This is a genomic window from Kitasatospora sp. NPDC034023, assembly GCF_055575795.1.
On record NZ_JBVIRY010000001.1, the window covers coordinates 529,152 to 553,942 of the forward strand.

The window sequence follows — 24,791 nt, forward strand, 5'->3', positions numbered from 1 at the left end:
TCCGGGGGTCGGGTTTACTGTTCTCGATATATCGAGCCGATACATCGAAGCGGAATACCGCCGGATGCAGCGGCCGGACGAGGGCCGAGAGGGAGGAGGACCACGGCAGTGGGCAGGCGCTCAGGAGTGCTGGAGTTCGCCGTTCTCGGCCTGCTCCATGACGCCCCGATGCACGGCTACGAGCTGCGCAAGCGGCTCAACATCCTGCTCGGTACGTTCCGGGCACTCTCCTACGGAACGCTCTACCCCTGCCTGAAGAGCCTGGTCGCCCAGGGCTTCCTGGTCGAGGACAACCCGGACGTCGAGTACGTCCCGGCCACCGCGCTCAACGGCAAGCGGTCCAAGATCGTCTACCGGCTCTCCGCCGAGGGGAAGCAGCGCTTCGAGGAGCTGCTCGCCGACTCCGGCCCGGACGCCTGGGAGGACGAGCACTTCGGCGTCCACTTCGCGTTCTTCGGCCAGACCGACCGGGCCGTCCGGATGCGCGTCCTGGAGGGACGCCGCAGCCGGCTGGAGGAGCGCCTGGAGCGGATGCGCAACTCGCTCGCCCGTGCCCGCGAGCGGTTCGACGACTACACCGTCGAACTCCAGCGGCACGGACTGGAGTCGGTGGAGCGCGAGGTCCGCTGGCTCAACGAGCTGATCGAGACCGAGCGGTCCAACCGCACCGGCCGGACCGGTCCCGCCACCGGCGGCGACTCCACCGCCGTACCCCCCAAGACTTCGGACGGCCGTGGCCAGGAGACCGGGTCCTCGGACCCGTCCGGGCCACCGTACGACCGCCCGGGGCGCTCCGCCCAGGAGCGCTGACACCGCGCCAGCCCTGTGCCGCGCGGCAGGAGTGGGCGCCTCGCGCCCTTACAAGCAGTCATCGAAGAAGCAGGACGAGTTCCGCCGGTTCCGGCGGTCCTCATGAGATCACAGGGAGCAACCGGAAATGGGTTCGGTTCGCGTAGCCATCGTTGGCGTGGGCAACTGCGCCGCGTCGCTGGTGCAGGGTGTCGAGTACTACAAGGACGCCGACCCGGCCGGCAAGGTCCCCGGGCTGATGCACGTCCAGTTCGGTGACTACCACGTCCGTGACGTGGAGTTCGTCGCGGCCTTCGACGTCGACGCCAAGAAGGTCGGCTTCGACCTGGCCGACGCCATCGGCAACAGCGAGAACAACACCATCAAGATCTGCGACGTGCCGCCGACCGGCGTCACCGTCCAGCGCGGCCACACCCTCGACGGCCTGGGTAAGTACTACCGGGAGACCATCGAGGAGTCCGACGAGGCCCCGGCCGACGTCGTCCGGATCCTCAAGGACCAGCAGGTCGACGTCCTGGTCTGCTACCTGCCGGTGGGCTCCGAGAACGCCGCCAAGTTCTACGCCCAGTGCGCCATCGACGCCAAGGTCGCCTTCGTGAACGCCCTCCCGGTGTTCATCGCGGGCACCAAGGAGTGGGCGGACAAGTTCACCGAGGCCGGCGTGCCGATCGTCGGTGACGACATCAAGTCCCAGGTCGGCGCCACCATCACGCACCGCGTGATGGCCAAGCTGTTCGAGGACCGCGGTGTTCTCCTCGAGCGCACCATGCAGCTGAACGTCGGCGGCAACATGGACTTCAAGAACATGCTCGAGCGCGAGCGCCTGGAGTCCAAGAAGGTCTCCAAGACCCAGGCCGTCACCTCGCAGATCCGCGACCGCGAGCTGGGCTCCAACAACGTCCACATCGGTCCCTCGGACTACGTGGCCTGGCTGGACGACCGCAAGTGGGCCTACGTCCGCCTGGAGGGTCGCGCGTTCGGTGACGTCCCGCTGAACCTGGAGTACAAGCTCGAGGTCTGGGACTCCCCGAACTCCGCCGGTGTCATCATCGACGCCGTGCGCGCCGCCAAGATCGCCAAGGATCGCGGCATCGGCGGCCCGATCCTGTCGGCCTCCTCGTACTTCATGAAGTCCCCGCCGGTCCAGTACTTCGACGACGAGGCCCGCGACAACGTCGAGAAGTTCATCCGCGGTGAGGTCGAGCGCTGAGCTGACGGCCCCTAGCCGCGCGTAGCCGCTCCGAAGAGCCCACGATCACCGGATCGTGGGCTCTTCACCATTTTCCGGCCAATGTTTCACGTGAAACAGCAACCGGTTCCATGGCACTCTGGGCGGGTGGCGATCACCGAGAACGGCAGCACCCACCAGTCCGCGCACCGCGCCACGCTCGTCGATCTGCTCCGGGGCCACGACTTCCGGCGGCTGCTGACCGCCCGGGTGCTCTCCCAGCTCTCCGACGGCGTCTTCCAGGTCTCGCTCGCCGCCTACGTGGTCTTCTCCCCCGAGAAGCAGTCCTCCCCCGCCGACATCGCCTCGGTGCTGGCCGTGATGCTGCTGCCGTTCTCGGTGATCGGCCCGTTCGCCGGGGTGCTGCTGGACCGCTGGCGCCGCCGCCAGGTGCTGTACTTCGGCAACCTGGCCCGCTTCGGGCTGGGCCTGGGCACCGGCGCGCTGCTCCTGGCCAAGGCACCGACCCAGCTGTTCTTCGCGTCGGCCCTGCTCGTCACCGCGCTCAACCGGTTCATCCTGGCCGGCCTGTCCGCCGCCCTGCCCCGGGTGGTGGAGCAGGACCGACTGGTCACCGCCAACGCGCTCTCCCCCACGCTCGGGACGGTCGCCGCCGCCTGCGGCGGGGGCATCGGCTTCCTGCTGCACCAGGTGATGACCCCGGGTCCCACCGCGGACGCCGCACTGGTCACGGTCGCCTCGCTGCTCTACCTGTCGGCCGCGCTGGCCGCCCGGCGGATGGACCGCGACCTGCTCGGCCCGGAGCAGCACGCCGACCGCCCGGCACTCGGCCAGGCGCTGGTGCGGGCCACCGTCGAACTCGGCGCCGCCGTCCGCCACCTGGTGCGGGACTGCCGCCCCGCCGTGCACGCGCTGGCCGCCGTCACCGCGGCCCGGTTCTGCTACGGCGTGCTGATCGTGGTCGTGGTGATGCTCGCCCGCTACACCTTCAACGACCCGGCCGACAGTGCGGCCGGCCTGGTCACCCTCGGCCAGGCGGTCGGCCTCTCCGCCGCCGGGTTCTTCGTCGCCGCGGTGGTCAGCCCCTGGTGCACCCGCAAGCTCGGGCTGACCGGCTGGATGACGGCCTGCCTGGTCGCCCCGGTGGTCTTCGTCCCGGCGCTCGGCCTGGGCTTCACGCTGGTGCCGTGCCTGATCGCCGCCCTGCTGCTCGGAGTGGTCACCCAGGGCACCAAGATCTGCGCCGACACCGTGGTGCAGGAGTCGGTCGAGGACGAGTACCGCGGCCGGGTCTTCGCCATCTACGACGTGCTGTTCAACGTCGCCTTCGTGGCCGCCGCCATGGTCACCGCACTGGTGCTGCCGCTGTCCGGCCGCTCGGTCCCGGTGGTCGTCGGGGTCGCCGCGGTGTACGCCGGCACGGCGGTCGTCTACCTGCGCGCCGCCCGCCGCCGACCGCACCCCTGACCGTCTCTCCACACATCCCCCGGGACTCGGGACCGATGGCGTCCGACCGAGTCGCTAAGGTGTCAGACCTGTCGGAGCGACAGCACTCTGTCTCGGGGGACGAACTGATGAGCACACCGCCCAATCCGTACGGGCCACCGGTCGTACAGCCGTACGGTGCGCCGGTTCCCCCGCCGGCCGCCCCGTACGGACCGCCGCCCGCCTACGGGCAGCCCCCGCAGCCGGCCCCGGCCGGGTACGGGCAGCCGCCGTCGTACGGGCAGTCCCCGTACGGGCAGCAGCAGCCCTACGGGCAGGTGCCGTACGGACAGCAGCCGCCCGCCGGGGCGTACGGCTACCCGCAGCCCGCCGCACCGACGCCGAGCGCACCGCCGGCCAAGAAGAGCAGCGGCATCTCCAAGCTGAAGATGGTCGGCCTCGCGGGCGGCTGCGTGGCCCTGGCGGTCGGGTACTTCGTCGCCGGGCCGAGCGTCAGCAGTGCCAAGCCCGGCGACTGTGTGCGGGTGAGCGGCTCCCGCTCTGTCGAAATCGCCAAGTGCACTGATTCCACAGCGAATTACCGCGTACTGTCGAAGTTCGAAGGCACCACCGACGTGAACCGCTGCAAGCAGACGCCGCAGACCACGAGTGCCGTCTCGGGCAAGAGCGGCCGCCGCTGGAACAAGAAGCGGTACGTGCTCTGCCTCGGTCCGATGGCACCCGCCACCACCGGCCTCCCGCCGGTGAAGAAGTCCTGAACTCTTCCGCCACTCCGTCCCCGGGGGACCACTTGTCCGTTCCGCCTCCGCCCCAGATGCCGTACGGTCCGCCGCCGGGCGACGGCAACCCCTACTCCTCCGGCGGCGCCTACGGCGCTCCGCCCCCGCCGCCCGGCCAGCCCGGGTACGGGTACCCCAGCGCCCCGCCGCCGCCCGGCCAGCCGTACGGCTACCCGCAGCCCGCACCCGGCTACGGGTACCCGCCGCAGGGCCCGACGGACGGCCTGACCTGCCGGTTCTGCGGCGGCTACCCGGCGGTGAACGCCACCGTCCGCGGCCACCAGGGCCTGCTCGTGGCCTACCGGATGCTGCGGATGTCCGGCCCGTTCTGCCGCACCTGCGGCACGGCCACCGTGCGCGACATGTCCGCCCGGACGCTGGTCCAGGGCTGGTGGAGCCTGGTGTCGTGGCTGCTGACCCCGATCACGCTGCTGCTGAACCTCGGCCCGCACAACCGGTTCAAGCAGCTGCAGCCGCCCGTCCCGGGCAGCCACGGGCCGCAGCTCGCCCCGGGCGTCCCGCTGACCCGCCGTCCGCACATCGCGATGCTGGTGGTGCCGGTCTCGCTGGCGGTCACCATCGTCCTGGCCGCCACCGGGGTGCTCGGCCCGACGAAGGACAACGGCCCGTCCGACCCGATCACCGCGGCCCCGGCGCCGACGCCCTCCTCCTTCACCTTCACGCCCTCGCCGCCGCCGGCCTTCCCCTCGCCGACCTTCACGATCCCGTCGGTGCCGAGCATCACCCTCCCGCCGGTCACCACCCCGACCGACGACACGGACGCCGTGGACTCGGCCAAGGCGGGCGACTGCCTGCACAACGACAACGGCCCGGCCGGCGCGACCACCGACACCCACCCGAAGGTCTCGGTGCTGCCCTGCACCGACGCCACGGCGCAGTACAAGGTGATCTACAAGTACCTCGCCACGTCCGACGAGAAGGTCTGCGAGAAGCAGCCGAAGGCGGACAGCTGGTACACCCGCACCTACACCAACTTCCCGGCCCTGAACTACGTGCTCTGCCTCAAGAAGCTCAAGTAGCTCACGCAGCTCAGGCAGCCCGCCGCAGCACGCGAGGGGTGGCCCCGGCCGAGTGCCGGGACCACCCCTCGCGTCGTGTCCGGAGCCGGTCCGGACCCATAGCCGAAGCTGAAGCCGAAGCCGGCACCGAAGCCGGAGCCGGAGCCGGAGCCGGCGTCAGCCCTGCTGCTGCTCGGCCCACCAGGCGCGCAGCGCCGCGACCGCCTCGTCGTGCTCCATCGGGCCGTGCTCCAGCCGGAGTTCGAGCATCTGCTTGTACGCCTTTCCGACCTGCGGACCGGGCTTGAGGCCGAGCAGCTCCATGATCTGGTTGCCGTCCAGCGCCGGGCGGACGGCGTCCAGCTCCTCCTGCGCCTTCAGCTCGGAGATCCGCGTCTCCAGGCCGTCGTAGGTGCGCGAGAGCGCGGCCGCCTTCTTCTTGTTGCGGGTGGTGCAGTCGGAGCGGGTCAGCTTGTGCAGGCGCTCCAGCAGCGGCCCCGCGTCGGTGATGTAGCGGCGCACCGCGGAGTCGGTCCACTCGCCGCCGCCGTAACCGTGGAAGCGCAGGTGCAGCTCGACCAGGCGCGAGACGTCCTCGGTGAGCTCCTTGGAGTACTTGAGCTCGCGCATCCGCTTGCGGGTCATCTTGGCGCCGACCACCTCGTGGTGGTGGAAGGAGACCCGGCCGTCCGACTCGAAGCGGCGGGTGCGCGGCTTGCCGATGTCGTGCAGCAGCGCGGCCAGCCGCAGGGTGAGGTCCGGGCCGTCCTGCTCCAGGTCGACGGCCTGCTCCAGGACGGTCAGCGAGTGCTCGTAGACGTCCTTGTGCCGGTGGTGCTCGTCGCGCTCCAGCCGCAGTGCGGGCAGCTCGGGCAGCACGTACCCGGCCAGGCCGGTGTCGACCAGCAGGCGCAGGCCCTTCACCGGGTGCTTGGCCAGCAGCAGCTTGTTCAGCTCGGCCTGGACCCGCTCCGCCGAGACGATGGTGATCCGCTCGGCCATCGCGGTCATCGCGGCGACCACCTCGGGCGCCGGTTCGAAGTCGAGCTGGGCGGCGAAGCGGGCGGCCCGCATCATCCGCAGCGGGTCGTCGGAGAAGGACTCCTCGGGGGTGGCGGGGGTGCGCAGCACCCGGGCCTCCAGGTCCTCCAGGCCGTTGTGGGGGTCGACGAAGCCGCGGCCGGGCAGGTCGACGGCCATCGCGTTGACCGTGAAGTCCCGGCGGACCAGGTCCTCCTCGATGGTCTCGCCGTAGGTCACCTCGGGCTTGCGGGAGGTGCGGTCGTAAGCCTCGGAGCGGTAGGTGGTGATCTCGATCAGGAAGGAGCCCTCGGGGGTGTCCTTGCGGGCACCGACGGTGCCGAAGGCGATGCCGACGTCCCAGATCGCGTCCGCCCAGCCCTTGACCAGCTTGAGCACCTGCTGCGGGCGGGCGTCGGTGGTGAAGTCCAGGTCGTTGCCGAGCCGGCCGAGCAGCGCGTCCCGGACCGAGCCGCCGACCAGCGCCAGCCGGTGACCGGCCGCCTGGAAGCGGTCGGCGATCTCGTCGGCGACCGGCGACACCCGCAGCAGCTCTTGCAGGCCCAGGGTCTGGGCCTCGCTCAGGCCTGGTACGGCCTGGAGGGCGGTGCTGGGACGATCGGTGCGCGCGGTGGGCTCATTGGCAGTGGACACGGCTCACAAGGGTACGTGCCCCGGCAGGTCAACCGCCCGCGCGTTTTGGGCGTCTCTTCCCACAGCCCGCAACACTGCACCGCGGGCTGCATCGTTACCATGCCGGTGGACGGGTCTCGGGCACCGGACAGGGGACACGGTGTCCAAGCGAAGACCGTCGGGCGGACCGCGCCGGACGGGACGAACAGCATCAGCAGCGAGCGATCGAGAACGGCGAGGGCGAAGCGAGTGAGCGAGCCGGCACGGCACTCGGGCCTGGGGGCGCACCGACAGCCTGGACGGGCCGAACGCCCGGCCGAGGGGCGTCATCCGGTGCGCCGGGCGGGCCTGCGCCTCGCCGCCGCCTGCGCGGCCGCCCTGACCCTCTTCACGGCCGCCCCGGCCGGTGCGCTGCCGGCCGGCGGCGACATCGCCTCGGCCGAGTACCCGGTGGTGCTGACCATCGAGTCGCTGGCCCCGCAGGTGGCCGCCCCCAACGGCACCGTGACGATCACCGGACACGTCACCAACGCCGGCAAGTCGGCGCTCAAGGGCGCCCACGCGGCGGTCCGCAAGCCCTTCTCCGGCAAGCCGCTGGACCGGCGCAGCGATCTGGCGAACGTGGCCGGCCGTTCCGCGCCGGACGGCAAGGACGGCGTGGAGCTGGACAGCCCGCAGTACGCCCTGCCGGAGCTGAACCCCGGCCAGACCCTGCCGTACACCCTGAGCGTCGCGGTGAACGACCTCGGGCTGTCCTCGAGCGGGGTGTACGAGCTCGCGGTGGACGCCTGGGGCTCGACCGCCGACAACTCGCACGACCGGGCCCTGGGCATCGCCCGGAGCTTCCTGCCGTACAACCCGGGCGGTGCCGAGGCGCAGCCGACGAAGGTCGCCACGCTCTGGCCGCTGGTGCACGCGCCGGTGCTGGCCGCGCAGACCGTCGCCGACAACGACCAGTCCGTCCCGGTGCTGCGCGACGACAGCCTGGCGGCCGAGTTCGCCCCGGGCGGCCGGCTGTACGAGCTGGTCGACACCGGCTCCAAGCTGTCCGGGCTGACCTGGGTGGTCGACCCGGACCTGCTGGACGCCGCGTTCGCGATGACCAAGCCGTACCGGGTGCAGAAGCCGGGCACCGAGTCCGCGGGCAAGTCGGCCAGGGACGACAACACCGTCGTGAACAACGGCTCGGCCGCCGCCACCGCCTGGCTGGACAAGCTGCGGGCCGCGGTCGCCAAGCCGGACAGCCAGGTGGTCGCGCTGCCGTACGCCGACCCGGACCTCGCGTCGATCGCCCACAACGGCGCCGACCTGCCCGGCATGACCACCGCGCTGAACAAGGCCGCCACGGCCGGTCGGCTGACCGTCGAGGGCCGGCTCTCCGTGGACACCCGTTCCGATGTCGCCTGGCCGTACCAGGGCTACGTCGACCAGCAGATCGCCGGGCTCGCCCAGCAGGCGGGCAGCGGCCTGGTGCTGGCCAACGGGGCGAGCCTGCCGGAGCCGGACTCGCTGAACTACACCCCGACCGCGGTGCGCCCGATCGGCAACGGGCAGAGCGCCGTGGTCGCCGACGAGACGGTCTCCGGGCTCTTCCAGAGGGACCTGAGCACCGCGAAGGACCAGACCGAGGCGACCCAGCGCTTCCTCGCCGAGACCTTCGCGATCACCCACGAGCAGCCGCAGAACCAGCGCGGCCTGCTGGTCATGCCGCCCCGCGAGCTGAGCGTCAACACCGCGAAGGTGCTGGCGAGCGCCCTGCAGGCGGCGTCCGGCAAGTGGATCTCCCCGGTCAAGCTGGACGCGGTGGCCCAGGCCCCGGCGGACCAGAAGGCCAACACGGGCGTCCCGGCGGCCGCGGACTACCCGACCCAGGCCCGCGCCTCGGAGCTGTCGGCGGCCGATCTGATCGGCACCAACAAGATCCAGTACGACCTGGACACGCTGATGCGGGTGCTCACCCTGCCGCAGCGGGTGCGCGGCCCGTTCAACGCCGCCATGGTCCGGTCGCTGTCCACCGAGTGGCGCAGCCAGGCCGCGGCCGGCGGCGCCTACCGCGCCGGCGTCACGCAGTACCTGCAGGAGCTGACCAAGGCCGTCCAGGTGCCGCCGAAGACCGTGGTCACGCTGGCCGGCGACACCGGTCTGCTCCAGGTCAGCGTCCGCAACGACCTGACCCAGGCGGTCACCAACCTGAAGCTGGTGCTCACCTCGACCCAGCCGAACCGGCTGAACGTGCGCCGGGAGGAGGAGCTGGTCCTCCCGGCCTCGCAGAGCGCCACCCTCCGCTTCCAGGCCGAGGCGCACAACAACGGGCCGGTCGGCATGACCGCCCAGCTGTGGACCACCGGCCCCGACTCGCGGCCGTACGGTGCGGCCCAGCCGTTCACGGTGCAGGTCACCTCGGTGACCAACGGCGTGCTGTACGTCTTCGCGGGCGCCGGCCTGCTGCTGCTGCTGGCCGCGCTGCGCTTCATGCGCCAGCGCAAGCGGCGGGGCGGGGAGCCGCACGAGGACGGCGACCAGCCGGTCGGGGACGCCCCGGCGACGGGCGGGGCCGCGGCCGAGGAGCCGACGGCGGACAAGGCGGACGAGGCGGACGGGGCCGAGGGGTCCGAAGCCGCCGCCCGGGCCGACGGGGAGGGGCCGGCGGGCGACGCCGCTGGTGACGCTCCCGCGCAGACACCGCGCGGCAGCAGCCCGGATGGCCGGGATCGGGCCGCCAGTGATGAGAAGGTTGGTCCTTGATACCGCCGACCCCCCGTGACGCCGGGCCGGCCTCCCCCACGACAGCGAAGAGGTGACATGACCGGGCGCAGCGAGGAGCGGCAGCCGGGCCGCGGTGAGAGCCGGCCGGGTGCCGAGTCGCCGTCCGGCGACTGGTACGTGGCCGACACCTACGCCCAGGACCCGTACGCGGCCGACGCGTACGGGAACCCGCAGGACGGCCAGGACCCGTACGGTCTGCGGGCCGGCCGACCGGCCGCGCCGCAGCAGCCGGCCGCCGCGTACGACGTGCCGCCGCAGCTGCCGCCGCAGGGCGGCGGCTATCCGACGCCGGTGCCGCCCGCCCCCTACCCGGCGGCGGACCACTTCTCGCCCCCGGTGCCGCCGGTGCAGCCCGGCTGGGACACCCCGGGGCAGGCCGGCTGGCAGCCGGAGCCGGCCCCGGCTCCGGCCCGCGGCCCGTGGGGCGGTGCCGAGCAGCCGCAGCAGCAGTGGGAGCCCGGCCCGGCGCACTCCGCCTGGGACTCCGAGACCACCGAGTACGTCGGGGTGGACGCGCTGTTCGGCGGCCGCCAGGCGGAGGCCGCGGCCCCGCCGCCGGTACCGCAGCCCGCCCCGGCCCCGCAGACCACCCCGCCGGGTGCCCACGGAGCCGTGCCGCCCGGCGCGCCCGTGCCGCCGCCCGGCCCCGCGCCGTACCCGCCGATGGGCGGCTACCCGGGGCAGCCGCAGCACGTCGGCCCGCACGGGCAGCGCCCCTTCGTGCCGCCGATCGAGTTCGACCCGCCGCTCTCCGAGGAGGAGGCCACCATGCAGGTGGCCGCCGTCGCGGTGCCCCCGGCGGTCGAGCCGCCGGCGGACCTCGCCGCCGAGGAGCAGGCCGCGCCGCCGGAGTCCGCGGGCGCGGCGGCCCCGGCGGCCGGCGGCGGGGGCGGCAAGGTCGCGAGCCTGCTGAACTCCAGCGCGATCATGGCGGCCGGCACGCTGGTCTCCCGCGGCACCGGCTTCGTCCGGACCATGGTGATCACCACGGCCATCGGCGTCGGCGTGATGGGCGACTCGTACAACGCGGCGAACACCCTGCCGACCCTGCTGTACATCCTGATCGGCGGCGGCGCGCTGAACGCGGTGTTCGTGCCGCAGCTGGTGCGCAGCATGAAGAACGACGAGGACGGCGGCACCGCGTACGCCAGCCGGCTGCTCACCCTGGTGATGGTCGGGCTGGCCGGCGTGGTGTTCCTGGCGGTGCTCGGGGCGCCCGTGCTGGTCCAGCTGATCGCCCACCCGATGATGGCGAACCCGGAGCGGGCCGCCACCACGGTGGCGCTGGCCCGCTACTGCCTGCCGACCATCTTCTTCATGGGCATCCACGTGGTGATGGGCCAGGTCCTCAACGCCCGCGGCCGGTTCGGCGCGATGATGTGGACGCCGGTCCTGAACAACGTCGTGGTGATCTTCACCTTCTCCGCCTACATCTGGGTCTACGGCGGGTTCGGCACCACCCACGTCACCCCGGAGTCCATCTCGCCCGAGGGCGTCCGGCTGCTCGGCCTCGGCACCCTGATCGGCCTGGTCGTCCAGTCGCTGGCGATGATCCCGTACCTGCGGGCGGCCGACTTCCGCTACCGGCCCCGCTTCGACTGGCGCGGCCACGGCCTGGGCAAGGCCGCCCGGCTGGCCAAGTGGACGTTCTTCTTCGTGCTCGCCAACCAGGCCGGCTACCTGGTGATCACCCAGCTGTCCACCAAGGCCGGCGCCGCCGCGGCCGCGGCCGGTCACGACGGTGTCGGCCTGGCCGCGTTCTCCAACGCCCTGCTGATCTGGCAGCTCCCGCAGGCCGTGATCACCGTCTCGATCATGAGCGCGGTGCTCCCCCGGCTGTCCCGGGCGGCCGCCGACGAGGATGCCGGTGCCGTCCGCGACGACATCTCCTACGGTCTGCGCACCACGGCGGTGGCGGTCGTCCCGGCGGCCTTCCTCTTCCTGGCGCTCGGCCCGGTGATCGGCCGGTCGATCTACGCCGTCGGTGGCGACGCGAGCGTCCTGAGCGGCGCGACCAACGTCGGCCTGATGCTCTCCGCCTTCGCCCTGGGCCTGATCCCGTACTCGGCCCAGTACGTGATGCTGCGCGGCTTCTACGCCTACGAGGACACCCGGACGCCGTTCTCCAACACCGTCTGGGTCGCGGTCTGCCAGGCCGCCTTCTCCCTGCTGTGCTGGCTGCTGCTGCCCGCCGAATGGACGGTGACCGGCATGGCGTTCGGCTACGGCCTCGGGTACGCCATCGGGGTGGCGGTGGCCCTGCCGAAGCTGAAGAAGAAGATCGGCGGGCTGGACACCAAGCGGATCGGCAAGACCTACAGCCGGCTGGCCGCCGCGTGCGTCCCGGCCGCGCTGGTCGGTCTCGGCGCCAGCCTGGGGATCCAGCAGGTGCTCGGTGGCTGGACGGGCAGCGTGGCCGCCCTCGTCGTGGCGGGCGGCCTGCAGATGAGTGTCTTCGTGCTGATCGCGAAGCGCCTGCGGATCGAGGAACTGAACGCCATGCTGGGCATGGTCCGCGGCCGACTGGGCCGCTGACCGTCCCTTCGACGGCCGGACGAGCGGGCGCCCTGACCGGGCGTCAACCGGAGCGGACAGCTCCTCGGCTCGTCCGGCCGACTGCTGGGTTGCCAGCCGCCCCGGGCCCGCCCGGCGGCCGGATGGCGACCCGGTGTCCTATCTGCACCACATCTCTCCACCCGTACGCAACCGAGTGGACCCCTCAGCGGTCGTACCCGGTGGAGAAGAGTGGGCACAATTGTCCTGGAGCACAGGGCCGCCAACCCGCGGGCTCCAGCGACTCTCGGCCGGGGCGACACAAGGGGAGGCAGGACCACGGTGGCTGATGGCACCAAGGCGGTCGTCGACACGTCAACAGCTGACGCGGCGGCGGACGAAGCCGCGCTGGCCGCGGCGATCGACGAGTTCGCGGTCGCGAAGGACGCCGACGGGCGTGCCTCCGCCGACGGCGGCAAGGGCGCCTCCACCGCTGCCGCCGCTCCCGGGGAGAACAGCGGGGACGTCGAGGGGGACGCTGACGAGGCCTCCGACCGGGACTCCGGCCAGGCCTCCGACGGGGACACCGACCGGGAGGACCCGCCGGCCGCCGCCCCGGAAGCCTCCGTGAGCGAGGAGACCTCGGAGATCACCGCCCCGCTCTCGGTCCGGGAGATCGCCGCCGAACTGGCCGCCGGCTCCGCCCCGAAGAAGCCCGCCCCCGCGCCGACGCCCGCCAAGCGCCGCCCCACCGACCCGCAGCCCACGGTCGACCCGCGCGACACCGCCACCCTCCCGCGCACCCTCCCCGCGCCGCAGCGGCGCAGCGGCGACATGATCGGCCACCGGTACCTGCTCGAGGAGTGCATCTCCCAGAGCGACACCTTCAGCAGCTGGCGCGCCGTCGACGAGAAGCTGCGCCGGGCCGTCGGCGTCCACCTGATGGCCTCCGGCCACCAGCGCGCCCGCAAGGTGCTGGCCGCGGCCAAGTCCGCCGCCCTGCTCGGCGACCCGCGCTTCGTCCAGGTCCTGGACGCCGTCCAGGAGGGCGAGCTGGTCTACGTCGTACGGGAGTGGCTGCCGCACTCCTCCGACCTGGCCAAGCTGCTCGCGAACGGCCCGATGGAGCCGCACGAGGCGTACCAGATGGTCCGCCAGGTCGCCGACGCGGTCGCCGCCGCCCACCGGCGCGGCCAGGCCCACCTGCGGCTCACCCCGCGCTGCGTGCTGCGCACCGACAGCGGCCAGTACCGGATCAACGGCATCGCGGTCGACGCCGCCCTGCGCGGGCTGCCCGTCGAGGGCACCACCGAGGACGCCCAACGCACCGACACCCGCGCGATCGGTGCCCTGCTGTTCGCCGCGCTCACCCACCGCTGGCCGTACCCGGAGGACCGCTACGACCTCCGGGGCCTGCCGAAGGGCCTCCAGAACGCCGCGCCGGACCAGGTCCGCGCCGGGGTCCACAAGGGCCTGTCCGAGCTCGCCTCACGGGCCCTGTTCGACCACCCGCCGCACCACGCCGAGCCGATCACCACCCCGGAGGAGCTGGTCCGGGCGATCGCGCAGATGCCCCGGATCCGCCAGCCCGAGCCGGAGCTGCCCGCCTTCCCGGTCCCGCCCCGGCACAACACCCACGCCCTGCCCACCGCGCCCAACCCGACCCGGGTGGCCGACCCGGCGGTCGCCCCGCTGCCCGCCTCGTCGCGGCCCACCGCCTCCCGCCGGACGAAGCGGCGGCTGCGCCGGGTCGTCAAGGCCACCGCCTGGACGGTCGCCCTGGGCGCGATCGGCGTCGCCTCCTGGCAGTTCGTCGGCAGCCTGCGCCACCCCGAGTCGTCCGCCGCCGCGCCGCAGCCCACGGTCACCAGCTCCTCGCCGAGCCCGCACGCCAGCACCCACAACCCGGTGCCGATCGCCATCAAGGAGGCGCAGTCGTACAACCCGCTGGGCGACGGGCCCGAGGGCACCGAGAGCATCGGGAAGGCCATCGACGGCGACCCGAACTCCGCCTGGACCACCGGCTGGTACGTCGACCAGTTCGGCCCCAAGGCGCCCGCCCTCAAGTCGGGCACCGGCCTGCTGATCGACCTCGGCACCCAGCAGTCGGTCTCCTCGGTGAACGTCCAGTTCCTCGGCGGCGAGCAGACGGCGGAGCTGCGGGTGCCCACCGGGGCCGCCACCACCAACCCGATGCAGGCCAAGCCGGAGAGTTTCAGCATCGTCGGCAAGAAGGCCGGGACGAACGTCGAGTACACCCTCGACTCCCCGGTCACCACGCGCTACCTCTTGATCTGGCTGACCGGTCTGACCAAGGATGGCGACACCAGGTACCGCGGCCACGTCGCCGAGGTGAAGGTCTCCGGCTGACCGCACGGCTCGCGCACCGGAACGACGGCAGAGGTCAAGGGGTGACAGTGGCGGACGACGACGCGGCGTTGCTCGCCCGGCACGTCGCCGGCGACCAGGAGGCCTTCGGCCTGCTGGTGAACCGGCACCGCGACCGGCTCTGGGCGGTCGCCCTGCGCACCCTGGGCGACCGCGAGGAGGCCGCCGACGCGCTCCAGGACGCCCTGGTCTCCGCCTTCCGCGCCGCCGCCGGCTTCCAGGGCCGCTCGGCCGTCACCACCTGGCTGCACCGGATCGTGGTCAACGCCTGTCTGGACCGCGCCCGGCGCAGCGCCACCCGCCGCACCACCCCGCTCGACGAGGACCCGCAGCGGCTCGACACCCTGGTCGGCTCCGCCGAGCCGGCCGACTCCCCGGTGGTCCGCGCCGAGCTGCACCGCGAGGTGACCGCGGCCCTCGGCGAGCTGCCCGCCGAGCAGCGGGCCGCGCTGGTCCTGGTCGACATGCAGGGCTACCCGGTCGCCGAGGCCGCCGAGCTGCTGGGCGTCCCGGTGGGCACCGTGAAGAGCCGCTGCGCGCGCGGCCGGGCGCGGCTGCTCCCGCTCGTACGGCACCTGCGGGAGAGCGACGGCGGGCCGGATGTTTCACGTGAAACACCGGGCGGCCACGGCTCGGCCCCACCGGTGCGGGGCACCCGGGGGAACCCGACGGCCCCCCGCACCGTCACAGGGACAGGCCCGAGCACCGGTCGGACGATGCTGGAAGGAGACGCGAGCACACGATGACCGCCAACCCCTTCTCGCCCGACCACACCGGGGACCACCCCCCGGTCGAGCAGCTCGCCGACCTCACCGAGGGGCTGGTCGACTCCCCCGAGGCCGTCGCGGCGCTGCGACGGCACCTGGCCGGCTGCGCCGAGTGCCGGGAGACCGTCGACGCGCTCGCCGAGGTCCAGGCGCTGCTCGGCGGCGTCGAGACCCCGCCGATGCCCGCCGACATCGCCGACCGGCTGGACGCCGCTCTGGCCCAGGCCGCCGCCGAGGCCCCGGCAACCGCTTCCGGGAACGACCGCAAGGCCCTCGCCCGCCCCCAGGAGGCCCCTGCCGCCGCCCGCCGGTCCGGCACCCCGGCCTCGCCCGTACGCGCCGCCACGGGGCCCTCCACGCCGCCCTCCCGGCCCTCGGCCCGGCCCGCCGCCGCCACCGGCCCCGGCCGCCCGCGCCCCCGGCGTCGATTCGCCCTGCTGCTCGGCGCCGCCGCCCTGGCTGCCCTCGGACTCGGCGGGGCGCTGCTGCTGCACCCCGACGACGGGGCCGGCGGCCCCGCGGTCACCGCGGGCGCCCCTGCGGGCACCACCGCCGCCGCAGCCCCGGGACGCGCCCCGCACGGGGCGAGCGCCGGCACCGACTACCGCGCCGACCGCCTCGCCACCCAGATCCAGCAGTTGCTGGCCCGCTCGGAGAGCGCTCCGGGGCTGCGGCCGACCGGGCAGGCCAAGCCCGAGAGCGTCCTGCCCGCCGAGGGCGCCCGGCCGGAGCCCTCCTCCCCGGCTTCCCCGTCCCCCTCCGCTTCCGCCTCCCCGGCCCCCTCGGCGTCCTGCCCGCCCCCCGCCTCCGGCGCCCCGCTGGCCACCGACCGGGGCAGCTACGACGGCGCCCCGGTGGACGTCCTGGTCTACCCGGTGCCCGGCCGGCCCGACCTCGTGGACGTCTACCTGCGCGCCCCCGACTGCGGCCAGGTCGTCCTGCACCAGAGCGTTCCCAGTCGCTGACCAGTGGTTCCCATGCGATCCACGCCCAGCACGGCACGCCGCTTCCGGAGTTCGGGCACCTGGTACTGATCCGCCTGGGAATGCGAGACACTGGTCAGTCGTTGTCCCGGGCGGCGGAGCAGGACCGCCCTCCCCGCAGCTAACGCGGGTCGCGATGCGAACCAGGAGAAGCAGTGAGCGACGTCCGTAACGTGATCATCATCGGTTCCGGCCCGGCCGGGTACACGGCAGCGCTCTACACGGCCCGTGCCTCCCTCAAGCCACTGGTCTTCGAGGGGGCCGTCACCGCCGGTGGTGCGCTCATGAACACCACCGAGGTCGAGAACTTCCCGGGCTTCCGGGACGGCATCATGGGCCCCGAGCTGATGGACAACATGCGGGCCCAGGCCGAGCGCTTCGGCGCCGAGCTGATCCCCGACGACATCGTCGCGGTAGACCTCACCGGTGACATCAAGACCGTCACCGACTCCGAGGGCAACGTGCACAAGGCCCGTGCCGTGATCGTCACCACCGGCTCCCAGCACCGCAAGCTCGACCTGCCGAACGAGGACAAGCTCTCCGGGCGCGGCGTCTCCTGGTGCGCCACCTGCGACGGCTTCTTCTTCCGCGACCAGGACATCGCGGTGGTCGGCGGCGGGGACACCGCCCTGGAGGAGGCGACCTTCCTCTCCCGCTTCGCCAAGAGCGTCACGATCATCCACCGCCGGGACACCCTGCGCGCCTCCAAGGCGATGCAGGAGCGTGCCTTCGCCGACGAGAAGATCCGCTTCGAGTGGGACAGCGCGGTCGAGGCCATCCACGGCGACCCGAAGCTGAGCGGCGTCACCCTGCGCGACACCACCACCGGCGAGACCCGCGAGCTGGCCGTCACCGGTCTGTTCATCGCGATCGGCCACGACCCGCGCACCGAGCTGTTCAAGGGCCAGCTGGACCTCGACGCCGAGGGCTACCTCCAGGTCGAGGCCCCCTCGACCCGGACCAACATCCCGGGCGTGTTCGGCGCCGGCGACGTCGTGGACCACACCTACCGCCAGGCCATCACCGCCGCCGGCACCGGCTGCTCCTCGGCGCTGGACGCCGAGCGCTACCTGGCCGCGCTGGACGACCTGGAGGCCAAGGCCGCCGTCGTGGCGGTCTGACCCCCGGGCCACCGACCCACCCTCGCGGGGGTGTTGTGTTCCACGTGACACCCCCGCCCCGGCCAGGCAGAAACAGAACGGGCCCACCCGTTGTTCTCCTGGCAGCAGCCCCCTCCGTCCTAACCCGAGGAGTTCCCGTGGCCGGCGCCACCACCACCGTCACCGACGCGACGTTCCAGTCCGACGTCCTGGACAGCGACAAGCCCGTGCTGGTCGACTTCTGGGCCACCTGGTGCGGCCCGTGCCGTCAGGTCGCCCCGGTCCTGGAGGACATCGCGGCCGAGCACAGCGACAAGCTGACCATCGCCAAGCTCGACGTGGACGCCAACCAGGAGACCGCCGCCAAGTACGGCGTCATCTCGATCCCGACCCTGATCGTCTACAAGAACGGCGAGCCGGTGAAGTCCATCACCGGTGCCCGGCCGAAGGCGGCGCTGCTGCGCGAGCTGGCCGAGTTCATCTAGGTCGTCGGACCGTCGACCGCACGGCGGCGGGGCTCCCCATCCGGGACCCCCGCCGCCGTTCTCGTTCCTCCGCCTCCCGCACCGCCCGCGCTCAGAACGGTCGCAGCGCCGGCTCCTTGCGCCCGCCGCCGAGCAGCCGCTCCAGCGCCCCCTCCACGTCCCCCCGCCAGGAGAGCGTGGTCCGCGCCTCCAGCCGCAGCCGCGGGTAGCGGACGTGCGGCCGGACGGTCTTGAAGCCGACCGCGAGCAGGTGGTCGGCCGGCAGCACACAGCTGGTCGGCAGCCGTCCGGCCGAGCCGAAGGCCTCGATCGCCCGCACCCCGCGCCCGATCAGGTCCTTGGCCACCGTCTGCACCAGCACCCGGCCGAGCCCCTGGCGCTGGTAGCCCGGCAGCACCCGGCTGACCATCAGCTGAACGGCGTCCGGCGAGACCGGGCTGGTCGGGAAGGACTGCGAGCGGGGGACGTAAGCGGGCGGCGCGTAGAGCACGAACCCCGCGGGCTGGTCGTCCACATAGACGATCCGACCGCAGGAGCCCCACTCCAGCAGCACCGTGGAGATCCACCCCTCCTTCTCCAGCTCCGGCTTCCCGGACTCCACCGCCTCCTTCGCACTGACCGGGTCCAGCTCCCAGAACACACAGGAACGGCAGCCGTTCGGCAGGTCCCCGAGGTTGTCCAGCGTCAGCGGAGCCATCCGGCGTCCCATTGCCCGTACCTCCTCCTCCACCTCACCGTCGAGCATTCCCCCACGAACACCGATGGGTGCATGTTTCACGTGAAACAGCGCTCACGTGAAGCATGCACCCATCGGGTCGGTGCCCTCGGCCCCGAAGTCCGGCTCAACCCTGCGACAGCCGCAGACCGTCCTCGCCGGGGGCCATGCTGTCCAGGATCCGGTTGAGGTCCTCCACCGAACCGAACTCCAGCACCACCTTGCCCTTGCCCAGCTTGCCGCCACGCTGCGAGACCTCGACCTTGACCCGGGTGTCGAAACGGTCCGACAGCCGGCTCGCGAGGTCGTTGAAGGCCGGGGAGAGCAGCTTGCCCGCCTTGGGGGCCTGGCGCCTCGGCTTGTCCGCCTCGGTCTCCGCCGCCGAATTGATCATCATGACGATCTCCTCGACGTTGCGCACGCTCAGGCCCTCGGCGTTGATCCGGGCCGCCACCTGCTCCTGGCGCTCCGGGGCGGACAGGCCCAGCAGCGCCCTCGCGTGCCCGGCCATCACGGTGCCGGCCGCCACCCTGGTCTGGACGGTCGGCGGCAGCTTCAGCAGCCGCAGCGTGTTGGAGACGTGCGAGCGCGAGCGACCGACCCGGTCGGCCAGCTGGTCGTGGGTGCAGGAGAAGTCCCGCAGCAGCTGGTCGTAGGCGGCGGCCTCCTCCAGCGGGTTCAGCTCGGCGCGCTGCAGGTTCTCCAGGAGGGCGTCCAGCAGCAGCTTGTCGTCCTCGGTGGCCCGGACGATCGCCGGGATCCGCTCCAGCCCGGCCTCCCGGGAGGCACGCCAGCGGCGCTCGCCCATGATCAGCTCGAAGCTGTCGACACCGACCTGGCGCACCACGATCGGCTGGAGCAGACCGACCTCCTTGATGGAGGTCGCCAGCTCGGCCAGCTTGTCCTCGTCGAAGACCTCACGCGGCTGGCGCGGGTTGGGGGTGATCGCGTCCAGCGGCAGCTCGGCGAAGTAGGCACCCGCCGGCTGGGCCTGCTCGGCCTGCTTCTCCGCGGCCGCCCGGGCCGCCACCGTGCCGCGGCCACTCGGCAGCGGCGGCACCGAGGCCGGCGCCGTCCCGCCGTTCGCCCCCACCGGGGCCGGTGCGGGCGCGGCTGTCGCAGACTTCGCCGCCGCCTCGCCGTCCACCGGCGCGGCGGGGCGGATCAGCGCCTCCAGCCCTCGACCCAGACCCCTGCGACCACTCACTGATGACCCTCCGTCGTGCCGTGCTGTGCCACCGGGGCGCCGTGCCCCTGCTGGCCGTCCCGCCGCTGACTCACCAGCGAGCCGCCCTCGCCCACCGCACGCAGCGCGAGCTCGCGGGCGGCCTCCAGGTAGGAGAGCGCCCCGGTCGAGCCCGGGTCGTAGGTGAGCACCGTCTGCCCGTAACTGGGCGCCTCCGAGATGCGCACCGAGCGCGGGATCGCCGTGCTCAGCACCTCTTGCGGGAAGTGGGTCCGGACCTCCTCGGCGACCTGGGCCGCCAGCCTGGTCCGGGCGTCGTACATGGTGAGCAGGATCGTCGACACGTGCAGCGCGGGGTTGAGGTGCGCGCGCACCAGCTCGACGTTGCGCAGCAGCTGGCCGAGGCCCTCCAGCGCGTAGTACTCGCACTGGATCGGGATCAGCACCTCCTGGCCGGCGACCAGGGCGTTGACCGTCAGCAGGCCCAGTGAGGGCGGGCAGTCGATCAGGATGTAGTCGAGCGGCTGCTCGTAGGCCGCGATGGCACGCTGGAGCCGGCTCTCCCGGGCCACCAGGGAGACCAGCTCGATCTCTGCGCCGGCCAGGTCGATGGTGGCGGGGACGCAGAACAGTCCCTCGACGTCGTGCACCGGCTGCACCACGTCGGCCAGCGGCTTGCCCTCCACCAGGACGTCGTAGATGGACGGCACCTCGGCGTGGTGGTCGATGCCCAGCGCCGTGGAGGCGTTGCCCTGCGGGTCGAGGTCGACGACCAGGACGCGCAGCCCGTGCATGGCCAGCGAGGCGGCCATGTTCACGGTGGTGGTGGTCTTGCCCACCCCGCCCTTCTGGTTGGCGACCACGATCACCCGGGTCGCGGCGGGCCGGGGCAGCCCCTCACCCGCTCGGCCGATCGCCTGAACCGCAGCCTGGGCAGCCCGTGCGATGGGCGTGTCATCGATCTGGTCGATGGTCTCCGAGTCCTGCATGGGGGTCAGTGTTTCACGTGAAACCGGAGCGGCAACAGTCGCCGCCCGGAAGAGGCCGAGCCCGCGGCGGAGCCGCAGATCAAGACTGTCCGAGAGCAAGGAGCGACGTTTCACGTGAAACACCATGCCCGCTATGCCGGAAATCTGACGTTGCGACACTCCGGTCTCCCCGGGGCACCTCCCGGCCGGAGGCCTGGGGAGACCGGGTCCGTCGGTCACCCGAACGACGACGGGCGGACGCTCCTCCCGTTCAGGAGGCCCGTCCGCCCGTCTCCATTCGTGTCCGGTGTCGCCCGGATCAGCGGGTGCGGCGCCGCCCGCCCCGGGCGCCCCGCTCGCCGTTGCGGGCGGTCGCGTTGCGGCCCGCCCGGGCCGCCTTGGCCCGCCGGGTCGCGGCCTTCACACCGCCGGGGCTCTCCCCCGCCTTGACCTGGACCACCCGGGTCGAAGTCTCCAGAGTGCCTTCGCCGACCGAGATCACGCTCCACTCGACCGCGCCCAGCTTGGCCAGCCCGGCGCGCGAGTCGGCCAGCTCCTGCTCCGCGCTGTCCCCCTTGAGCGCCAGCATCTGACCGTGCGGGCGCAGCAGCGGCATGCCCCAGCCGGCCAGCCGCTCCAGCGGCGCCACCGCCCGGGCGGTCACCACGTCCACCGCGAGCTTGCCGACCATCTCCTCGGCGCGACCACGCAGCACCGTGACGTTGTCCAGCCCGAGCTCCCGGACGACCTCCTCCAGGAAGGTGGTCCGGCGCAGCAGCGGCTCCAGCAGCGTCACCGAGACGTCCGGACGGGCCAGCGCCACCGGGATGCCGGGCAGCCCGGCGCCGGAGCCGACGTCGCACAGGGTGATGCCGCCGGGAAGCAGCTCGGCCAGCACCGCGCAGTTGAGCACGTGGCGGTCCCAGAGCCGGGGCACCTCGCGCGGCCCGATCAGCCCGCGCTGGACACCCGCGGTGGCCAGCAGCTCCGTGTAGCGGACCGCGGCGTCGAAGCGATCGCCGAAGACCTCCTGGGCGGCGGCCGGCGCCTCACCCGGCCCGGCCACCTCGCTCGGCTCAGCCACCTCGGCGGCCGGGTCCACGTCCGCCCCCGGCCGGCCGGCAGCCGCGTTCTCCGTGTCCATCTCGACCTCTCCGATCCCCGGATCCACCGACCCGCTCAACGCACTGTTTCACGTGAAACGTCTCCCGCGGGTCGCTCCCCGCGGAAGGGACGACGACCCCGCCCGCACGAGGCGGACGGGGTCGCGTCCGGTGAAGCTCTCCGGCCGCCTCGGCGGCCGGTCATCGACAGCCGGCCTCAGGCCGGCAGCACGACCACGCACCGCTGGGGCTCTTCGCCCTCGGACTCGCTGCGCAGACCGGCCGCGGCGACCGCGTCGTGGACGACCTTGCGCTCGAACGGCGTCATCGGACGCAGCTTGACCTGTTCGCCGCTGCTCTTCGCCTGCTCGGCGGCCTCGGCGCCGAGCGTGGCCAGCTCGGTGCGCTTGCGGGCCCGGAAGCCGGCAATGTCCAGCATGAGGCGGCTGCGCTCGCCGGTCTCCCGGTGGACAGCCAACCGGGTCAGCTCCTGCAGCGCCTCCAGCACCTCGCCGTCCTGGCCGACCAGGCGCTGCAGCGCGCGGTCGTTGCCGTCGCCGACGATGGAGACCAGGGCGCGGTCGCCCTCGACGTCCATGTCGATGTCACCGTCGAGGTCGGCGATGTCGAGCAGACCCTCCAGGTAGTCCGCCGCGATGTCCCCCTCCTGCTCCAGGCGGGTGATGATGCTCTCGTCGGCGCTGGCGACGGCCTCGGCCTCGACGGCGGAGGTGGTGCCTTCCGTCACTGATGGACTCCTTCGGAGATGGGCCCGTCTGGCGGGCCGGGAACGAAGCTCTTCGCGGCTGTCCTGACCGGCCCGGGGCCGGTCAGGACTTCCTCTTCGGCCGTTGGCCGCCGCCACGCTTCGGCTGCTGCCGGGTGCCCTGCTTGGTACCGGTCGGCTTGGCCGCGCCCTGCTTGGCGGCCTCAGGCTTGGCCTCCGGCTCGACCGGGACGGCGTCGACGGGCTCCTCGGCCTCGGTGTCCTTGCTCAGCTCGGCCGTCGGGTGTCCGCCCTGCTGGCGCTGCGACTTGGACTGCCGGCGGGGCTGCTGGCGACGTGCCTGCACCGACTCCTCGACCACCGCGGAGGCGGTCGCCGCAGCGGTGATGGCCTCCTTGGACGGGGGCAGCATGCCCCAGAGCGCGCCCTTGATCTCCGTGCCGTCCGGACGCAGTCGGCCCGCCTTCTTCAGCCGCGCCTGGCGCTCCTGGAAGGCCTTGCTGCCCGGGGTCGGGTTGTTGTGGATGACGATCAGCTGCTGGCCCATCGACCACACGTTGGTGGTCAGCCAGTAGACCAGGACACCCACCGGGAAGTTGATGCCCATCACGGCGAACATGACCGGGAAGACGTACATCAGCATCTTCTGCTGCTGCATGAACGGCGTCTTCACCGTGAGGTCGACGTTCTTGGTCATCAGCTGGCGCTGGGTGACGAACTGCGACAGCGACATCATGATGATCATCACCGCGGTGACGATCTTGACACTGGTCTCGCTGCTGCTGACGAAGGTCGCGGAGAGCGGGGCACCGAAGATGTGTGCCTTGCCGGCGCTCACCAGCAGGTCGCCGTGGATGACGCCGATGTCGTGGCCCTTGGCGACCTTGGCGAGCACGCCGTAGAGGGCGGTGAAGAACGGCGCCTGCACGAGGATGGGAAGGCAGCTGGAGAACGGGTTGGTACCCGCCTCCTTGTACAGCTTCATCATCTCTTCGGACTGGCGCTGCCGGTCGTTCTTGTAGCGCTCCTGGATGGCCTTCATCTTCGGCTGGATCGCCTGCATGGCCCGGGTCGCCTTGATCTGCTTCACGAAGAGCGGGATCAGGCAGATCCGGATGACGACCACCATCGAGGCGATGGCCAGACCCCAGGCCCAGCCACCGTCCGGGTCAAAGACGTTGCTGTACAGCGAGTGGAACTGGACGATGATCCAGGACACCGCTGTGTACAGGGGATTCAGGAAGGAGAAGGTCACCGGTCAGGCTCCTTGGACAGGTGGATTGGCCGCACGGGACCAATGGTCGCCGGGCCCTCGGGGTCCGGACCGGCGGGGGTGGCGGTCACCGGATCTCCGGTGGCGGACCGGCTCTTCAGCCAGTCTCGCAACCGCCGGTGCCACACCGGATGCTTACGCGGCGGGACGTGATCGACCCCGCCGGGCGTCCACGGATTGCAGCGCAGGATGCGCCAGGCGGTCAGTCCGCCGCCCTTGACCGCCCCGTGCACCTTCACGGCCTCGAAGCCGTAGTGCGAGCAGGAGGGGTAGTAGCGGCACACCGGACCGAGCAGTGGGCTGATCGTCCACTGGTAGACCCTGATCAGACCCATCAGCAGGTACTTCATCGCCCTGCTCCCGTCGGCGCCGTGGCAGCGGGCTCGGCCTTCAGCAACCGCTTCAGCGCCGCGTCCAGGTCACGCTCGAGATCCTGGTACGAGGCGGACGCGGCCTGGGGCAGCGCACGCACCACTATCAGGCTACCGGCGGGCAGCCTGGACAGACGATCACGAACGAGATGGCGCAACCTGCGCTTCACCAGGTTGCGGACGACCGCCGGGCCAACGGCCTTGCTCACGACGAAACCCGCACGCGCCGAAGGAGTCCCCTCGGCGACGTGCGGGCGGGAGTCGCTGGTCCGGTCGGTCTGCCCCTGGGGGTCACCATCTCTGCTGAGATGGACGACCAGAAGGGGCCGACCTGCCCGGCGACCGCGTTTCACCGCGGTCGCGAAGTCCTGGCGCCGCCGCAGCCGATTCTCGGAGGGCAGCACAACAGACTCTGGCGCGGATCAGGCGGACAGGCTGGTGCGGCCCTTGCCACGGCGGGCGGCCAGGATGGCACGGCCGGCGCGGGTACGCATACGCAGCCGGAAGCCGTGGGTCTTCGCGCGGCGACGGTTGTTCGGCTGGAAGGTGCGCTTGCTCACTCGGGGGCTC

At 72.4% G+C, this 24,791-nt stretch carries 22 protein-coding genes; 12 read left to right on the top strand and 10 right to left on the bottom strand.

Going from position 1 to position 24,791, the window contains the following annotated elements; genetic code table 11:
- The first annotated feature begins 108 nt into the window (after positions 1-108).
- The 5 genes from ACZ52R_RS02365 (at position 109) to ACZ52R_RS02385 (ending at position 5,264) form a co-directional block, all read left to right on the top strand.
- Positions 109-810 carry a PadR family transcriptional regulator gene (locus ACZ52R_RS02365; RefSeq protein WP_360502480.1) on the top strand — a complete coding sequence of 234 codons (702 nt, stop codon included), beginning with the start codon at positions 109-111 and terminating at the stop codon, positions 808-810.
- A gap of 127 nt (positions 811-937) precedes the next feature.
- The gene (locus ACZ52R_RS02370) at positions 938-2,020 is read left to right on the top strand and encodes an inositol-3-phosphate synthase (RefSeq protein WP_360502482.1); all 1,083 of its coding nucleotides are present in this window, start codon (positions 938-940) and stop codon (positions 2,018-2,020) included.
- A gap of 126 nt (positions 2,021-2,146) precedes the next feature.
- Positions 2,147-3,466, top strand: a complete 1,320-nt coding sequence (locus ACZ52R_RS02375) for an MFS transporter (RefSeq protein ID WP_465615421.1) — start codon at positions 2,147-2,149, stop codon at positions 3,464-3,466.
- 107 nt (positions 3,467-3,573) lie between these two features.
- Positions 3,574-4,203, top strand: coding sequence for an LppU/SCO3897 family protein (locus ACZ52R_RS02380; RefSeq protein WP_465615423.1), 630 nt, complete (start codon positions 3,574-3,576; stop codon positions 4,201-4,203).
- A gap of 56 nt (positions 4,204-4,259) precedes the next feature.
- On the top strand, positions 4,260-5,264 hold the full coding sequence (locus ACZ52R_RS02385; RefSeq protein ID WP_465661583.1) for an LppU/SCO3897 family protein: 1,005 nt from the start codon (positions 4,260-4,262) through the stop codon (positions 5,262-5,264).
- 156 nt (positions 5,265-5,420) lie between these two features.
- Here ACZ52R_RS02385 and ACZ52R_RS02390 read toward each other — a convergent pair whose 3' ends face one another.
- Positions 5,421-6,917 carry a CCA tRNA nucleotidyltransferase gene (locus ACZ52R_RS02390; RefSeq protein WP_396289928.1) on the bottom strand — a complete coding sequence of 499 codons (1,497 nt, stop codon included), beginning with the start codon at positions 6,915-6,917 and terminating at the stop codon, positions 5,421-5,423.
- A 312-nt stretch (positions 6,918-7,229) separates the two neighbouring features.
- Between ACZ52R_RS02390 and ACZ52R_RS02395 the strand changes: the two genes are divergently transcribed.
- The 7 genes from ACZ52R_RS02395 (at position 7,230) to trxA (ending at position 17,878) form a co-directional block, all read left to right on the top strand.
- Positions 7,230-9,641 carry a DUF6049 family protein gene (locus tag ACZ52R_RS02395; RefSeq protein ID WP_465752523.1) on the top strand — a complete coding sequence of 804 codons (2,412 nt, stop codon included), beginning with the start codon at positions 7,230-7,232 and terminating at the stop codon, positions 9,639-9,641.
- Between the two features lie 57 nt (positions 9,642-9,698).
- Positions 9,699-12,197: a murein biosynthesis integral membrane protein MurJ gene (gene murJ, locus ACZ52R_RS02400; protein WP_465661587.1), complete on the top strand. Its 2,499-nt coding sequence runs from the start codon at positions 9,699-9,701 to the stop codon at positions 12,195-12,197.
- Between the two features lie 300 nt (positions 12,198-12,497).
- Positions 12,498-14,525: a protein kinase family protein gene (locus ACZ52R_RS02405; RefSeq protein ID WP_465661589.1), complete on the top strand. Its 2,028-nt coding sequence runs from the start codon at positions 12,498-12,500 to the stop codon at positions 14,523-14,525.
- Between the two features lie 47 nt (positions 14,526-14,572).
- Entirely contained in the window at positions 14,573-15,289 is a 717-nt protein-coding gene (gene sigM / locus ACZ52R_RS02410; protein ID WP_360502500.1) for an RNA polymerase sigma factor SigM, read from the top strand.
- On the top strand, positions 15,286-16,275 hold the full coding sequence (locus tag ACZ52R_RS02415; RefSeq protein ID WP_465661590.1) for a hypothetical protein: 990 nt from the start codon (positions 15,286-15,288) through the stop codon (positions 16,273-16,275). The genes sigM and ACZ52R_RS02415 overlap by 4 nt, the downstream gene beginning before the upstream one ends.
- A 173-nt stretch (positions 16,276-16,448) precedes the next feature.
- Entirely contained in the window at positions 16,449-17,414 is a 966-nt protein-coding gene (trxB, locus tag ACZ52R_RS02420) for a thioredoxin-disulfide reductase (RefSeq protein WP_465615434.1), read from the top strand.
- A gap of 137 nt (positions 17,415-17,551) precedes the next feature.
- The gene (trxA, locus tag ACZ52R_RS02425) at positions 17,552-17,878 is read left to right on the top strand and encodes a thioredoxin (protein WP_360502507.1); all 327 of its coding nucleotides are present in this window, start codon (positions 17,552-17,554) and stop codon (positions 17,876-17,878) included.
- 91 nt (positions 17,879-17,969) lie between these two features.
- Here trxA and ACZ52R_RS02430 read toward each other — a convergent pair whose 3' ends face one another.
- The 9 genes from ACZ52R_RS02430 to rpmH form a co-directional block, all read right to left on the bottom strand.
- The gene (locus tag ACZ52R_RS02430; protein ID WP_360502510.1) at positions 17,970-18,587 is read right to left on the bottom strand and encodes a GNAT family N-acetyltransferase; all 618 of its coding nucleotides are present in this window, start codon (positions 18,585-18,587) and stop codon (positions 17,970-17,972) included.
- Positions 18,588-18,720: 133 nt separating this feature from the next.
- Positions 18,721-19,800, bottom strand: a complete 1,080-nt coding sequence (locus tag ACZ52R_RS02435; protein ID WP_465615437.1) for a ParB/RepB/Spo0J family partition protein — start codon at positions 19,798-19,800, stop codon at positions 18,721-18,723.
- Complete coding sequence (locus ACZ52R_RS02440; protein WP_396289032.1) at positions 19,797-20,846, bottom strand: ParA family protein; 1,050 nt, start codon at positions 20,844-20,846, stop codon at positions 19,797-19,799. Before ACZ52R_RS02440 ends, ACZ52R_RS02435 begins: the two co-directional genes overlap by 4 nt.
- A 220-nt stretch (positions 20,847-21,066) precedes the next feature.
- Positions 21,067-21,891: a 16S rRNA (guanine(527)-N(7))-methyltransferase RsmG gene (rsmG, locus tag ACZ52R_RS02445; RefSeq protein WP_465615439.1), complete on the bottom strand. Its 825-nt coding sequence runs from the start codon at positions 21,889-21,891 to the stop codon at positions 21,067-21,069.
- A 176-nt stretch (positions 21,892-22,067) separates the two neighbouring features.
- Positions 22,068-22,598: a Jag family protein gene (locus ACZ52R_RS02450; protein ID WP_360502521.1), complete on the bottom strand. Its 531-nt coding sequence runs from the start codon at positions 22,596-22,598 to the stop codon at positions 22,068-22,070.
- Between the two features lie 82 nt (positions 22,599-22,680).
- Positions 22,681-23,832: a membrane protein insertase YidC gene (gene yidC / locus ACZ52R_RS02455; protein WP_360502524.1), complete on the bottom strand. Its 1,152-nt coding sequence runs from the start codon at positions 23,830-23,832 to the stop codon at positions 22,681-22,683.
- The gene (gene yidD, locus ACZ52R_RS02460; RefSeq protein ID WP_465615442.1) at positions 23,829-24,200 is read right to left on the bottom strand and encodes a membrane protein insertion efficiency factor YidD; all 372 of its coding nucleotides are present in this window, start codon (positions 24,198-24,200) and stop codon (positions 23,829-23,831) included. The genes yidC and yidD overlap by 4 nt, the downstream gene beginning before the upstream one ends.
- Positions 24,197-24,625 (bottom strand): ribonuclease P protein component, encoded by a 429-nt coding sequence (rnpA, locus tag ACZ52R_RS02465; RefSeq protein ID WP_097236931.1) that lies wholly within the window; start codon positions 24,623-24,625, stop codon positions 24,197-24,199. The genes yidD and rnpA overlap by 4 nt, the downstream gene beginning before the upstream one ends.
- Before the next feature lie 18 nt (positions 24,626-24,643).
- The gene (gene rpmH / locus ACZ52R_RS02470) at positions 24,644-24,781 is read right to left on the bottom strand and encodes a 50S ribosomal protein L34 (RefSeq protein WP_030392420.1); all 138 of its coding nucleotides are present in this window, start codon (positions 24,779-24,781) and stop codon (positions 24,644-24,646) included.
- Positions 24,782-24,791 lie beyond the last annotated feature (10 nt).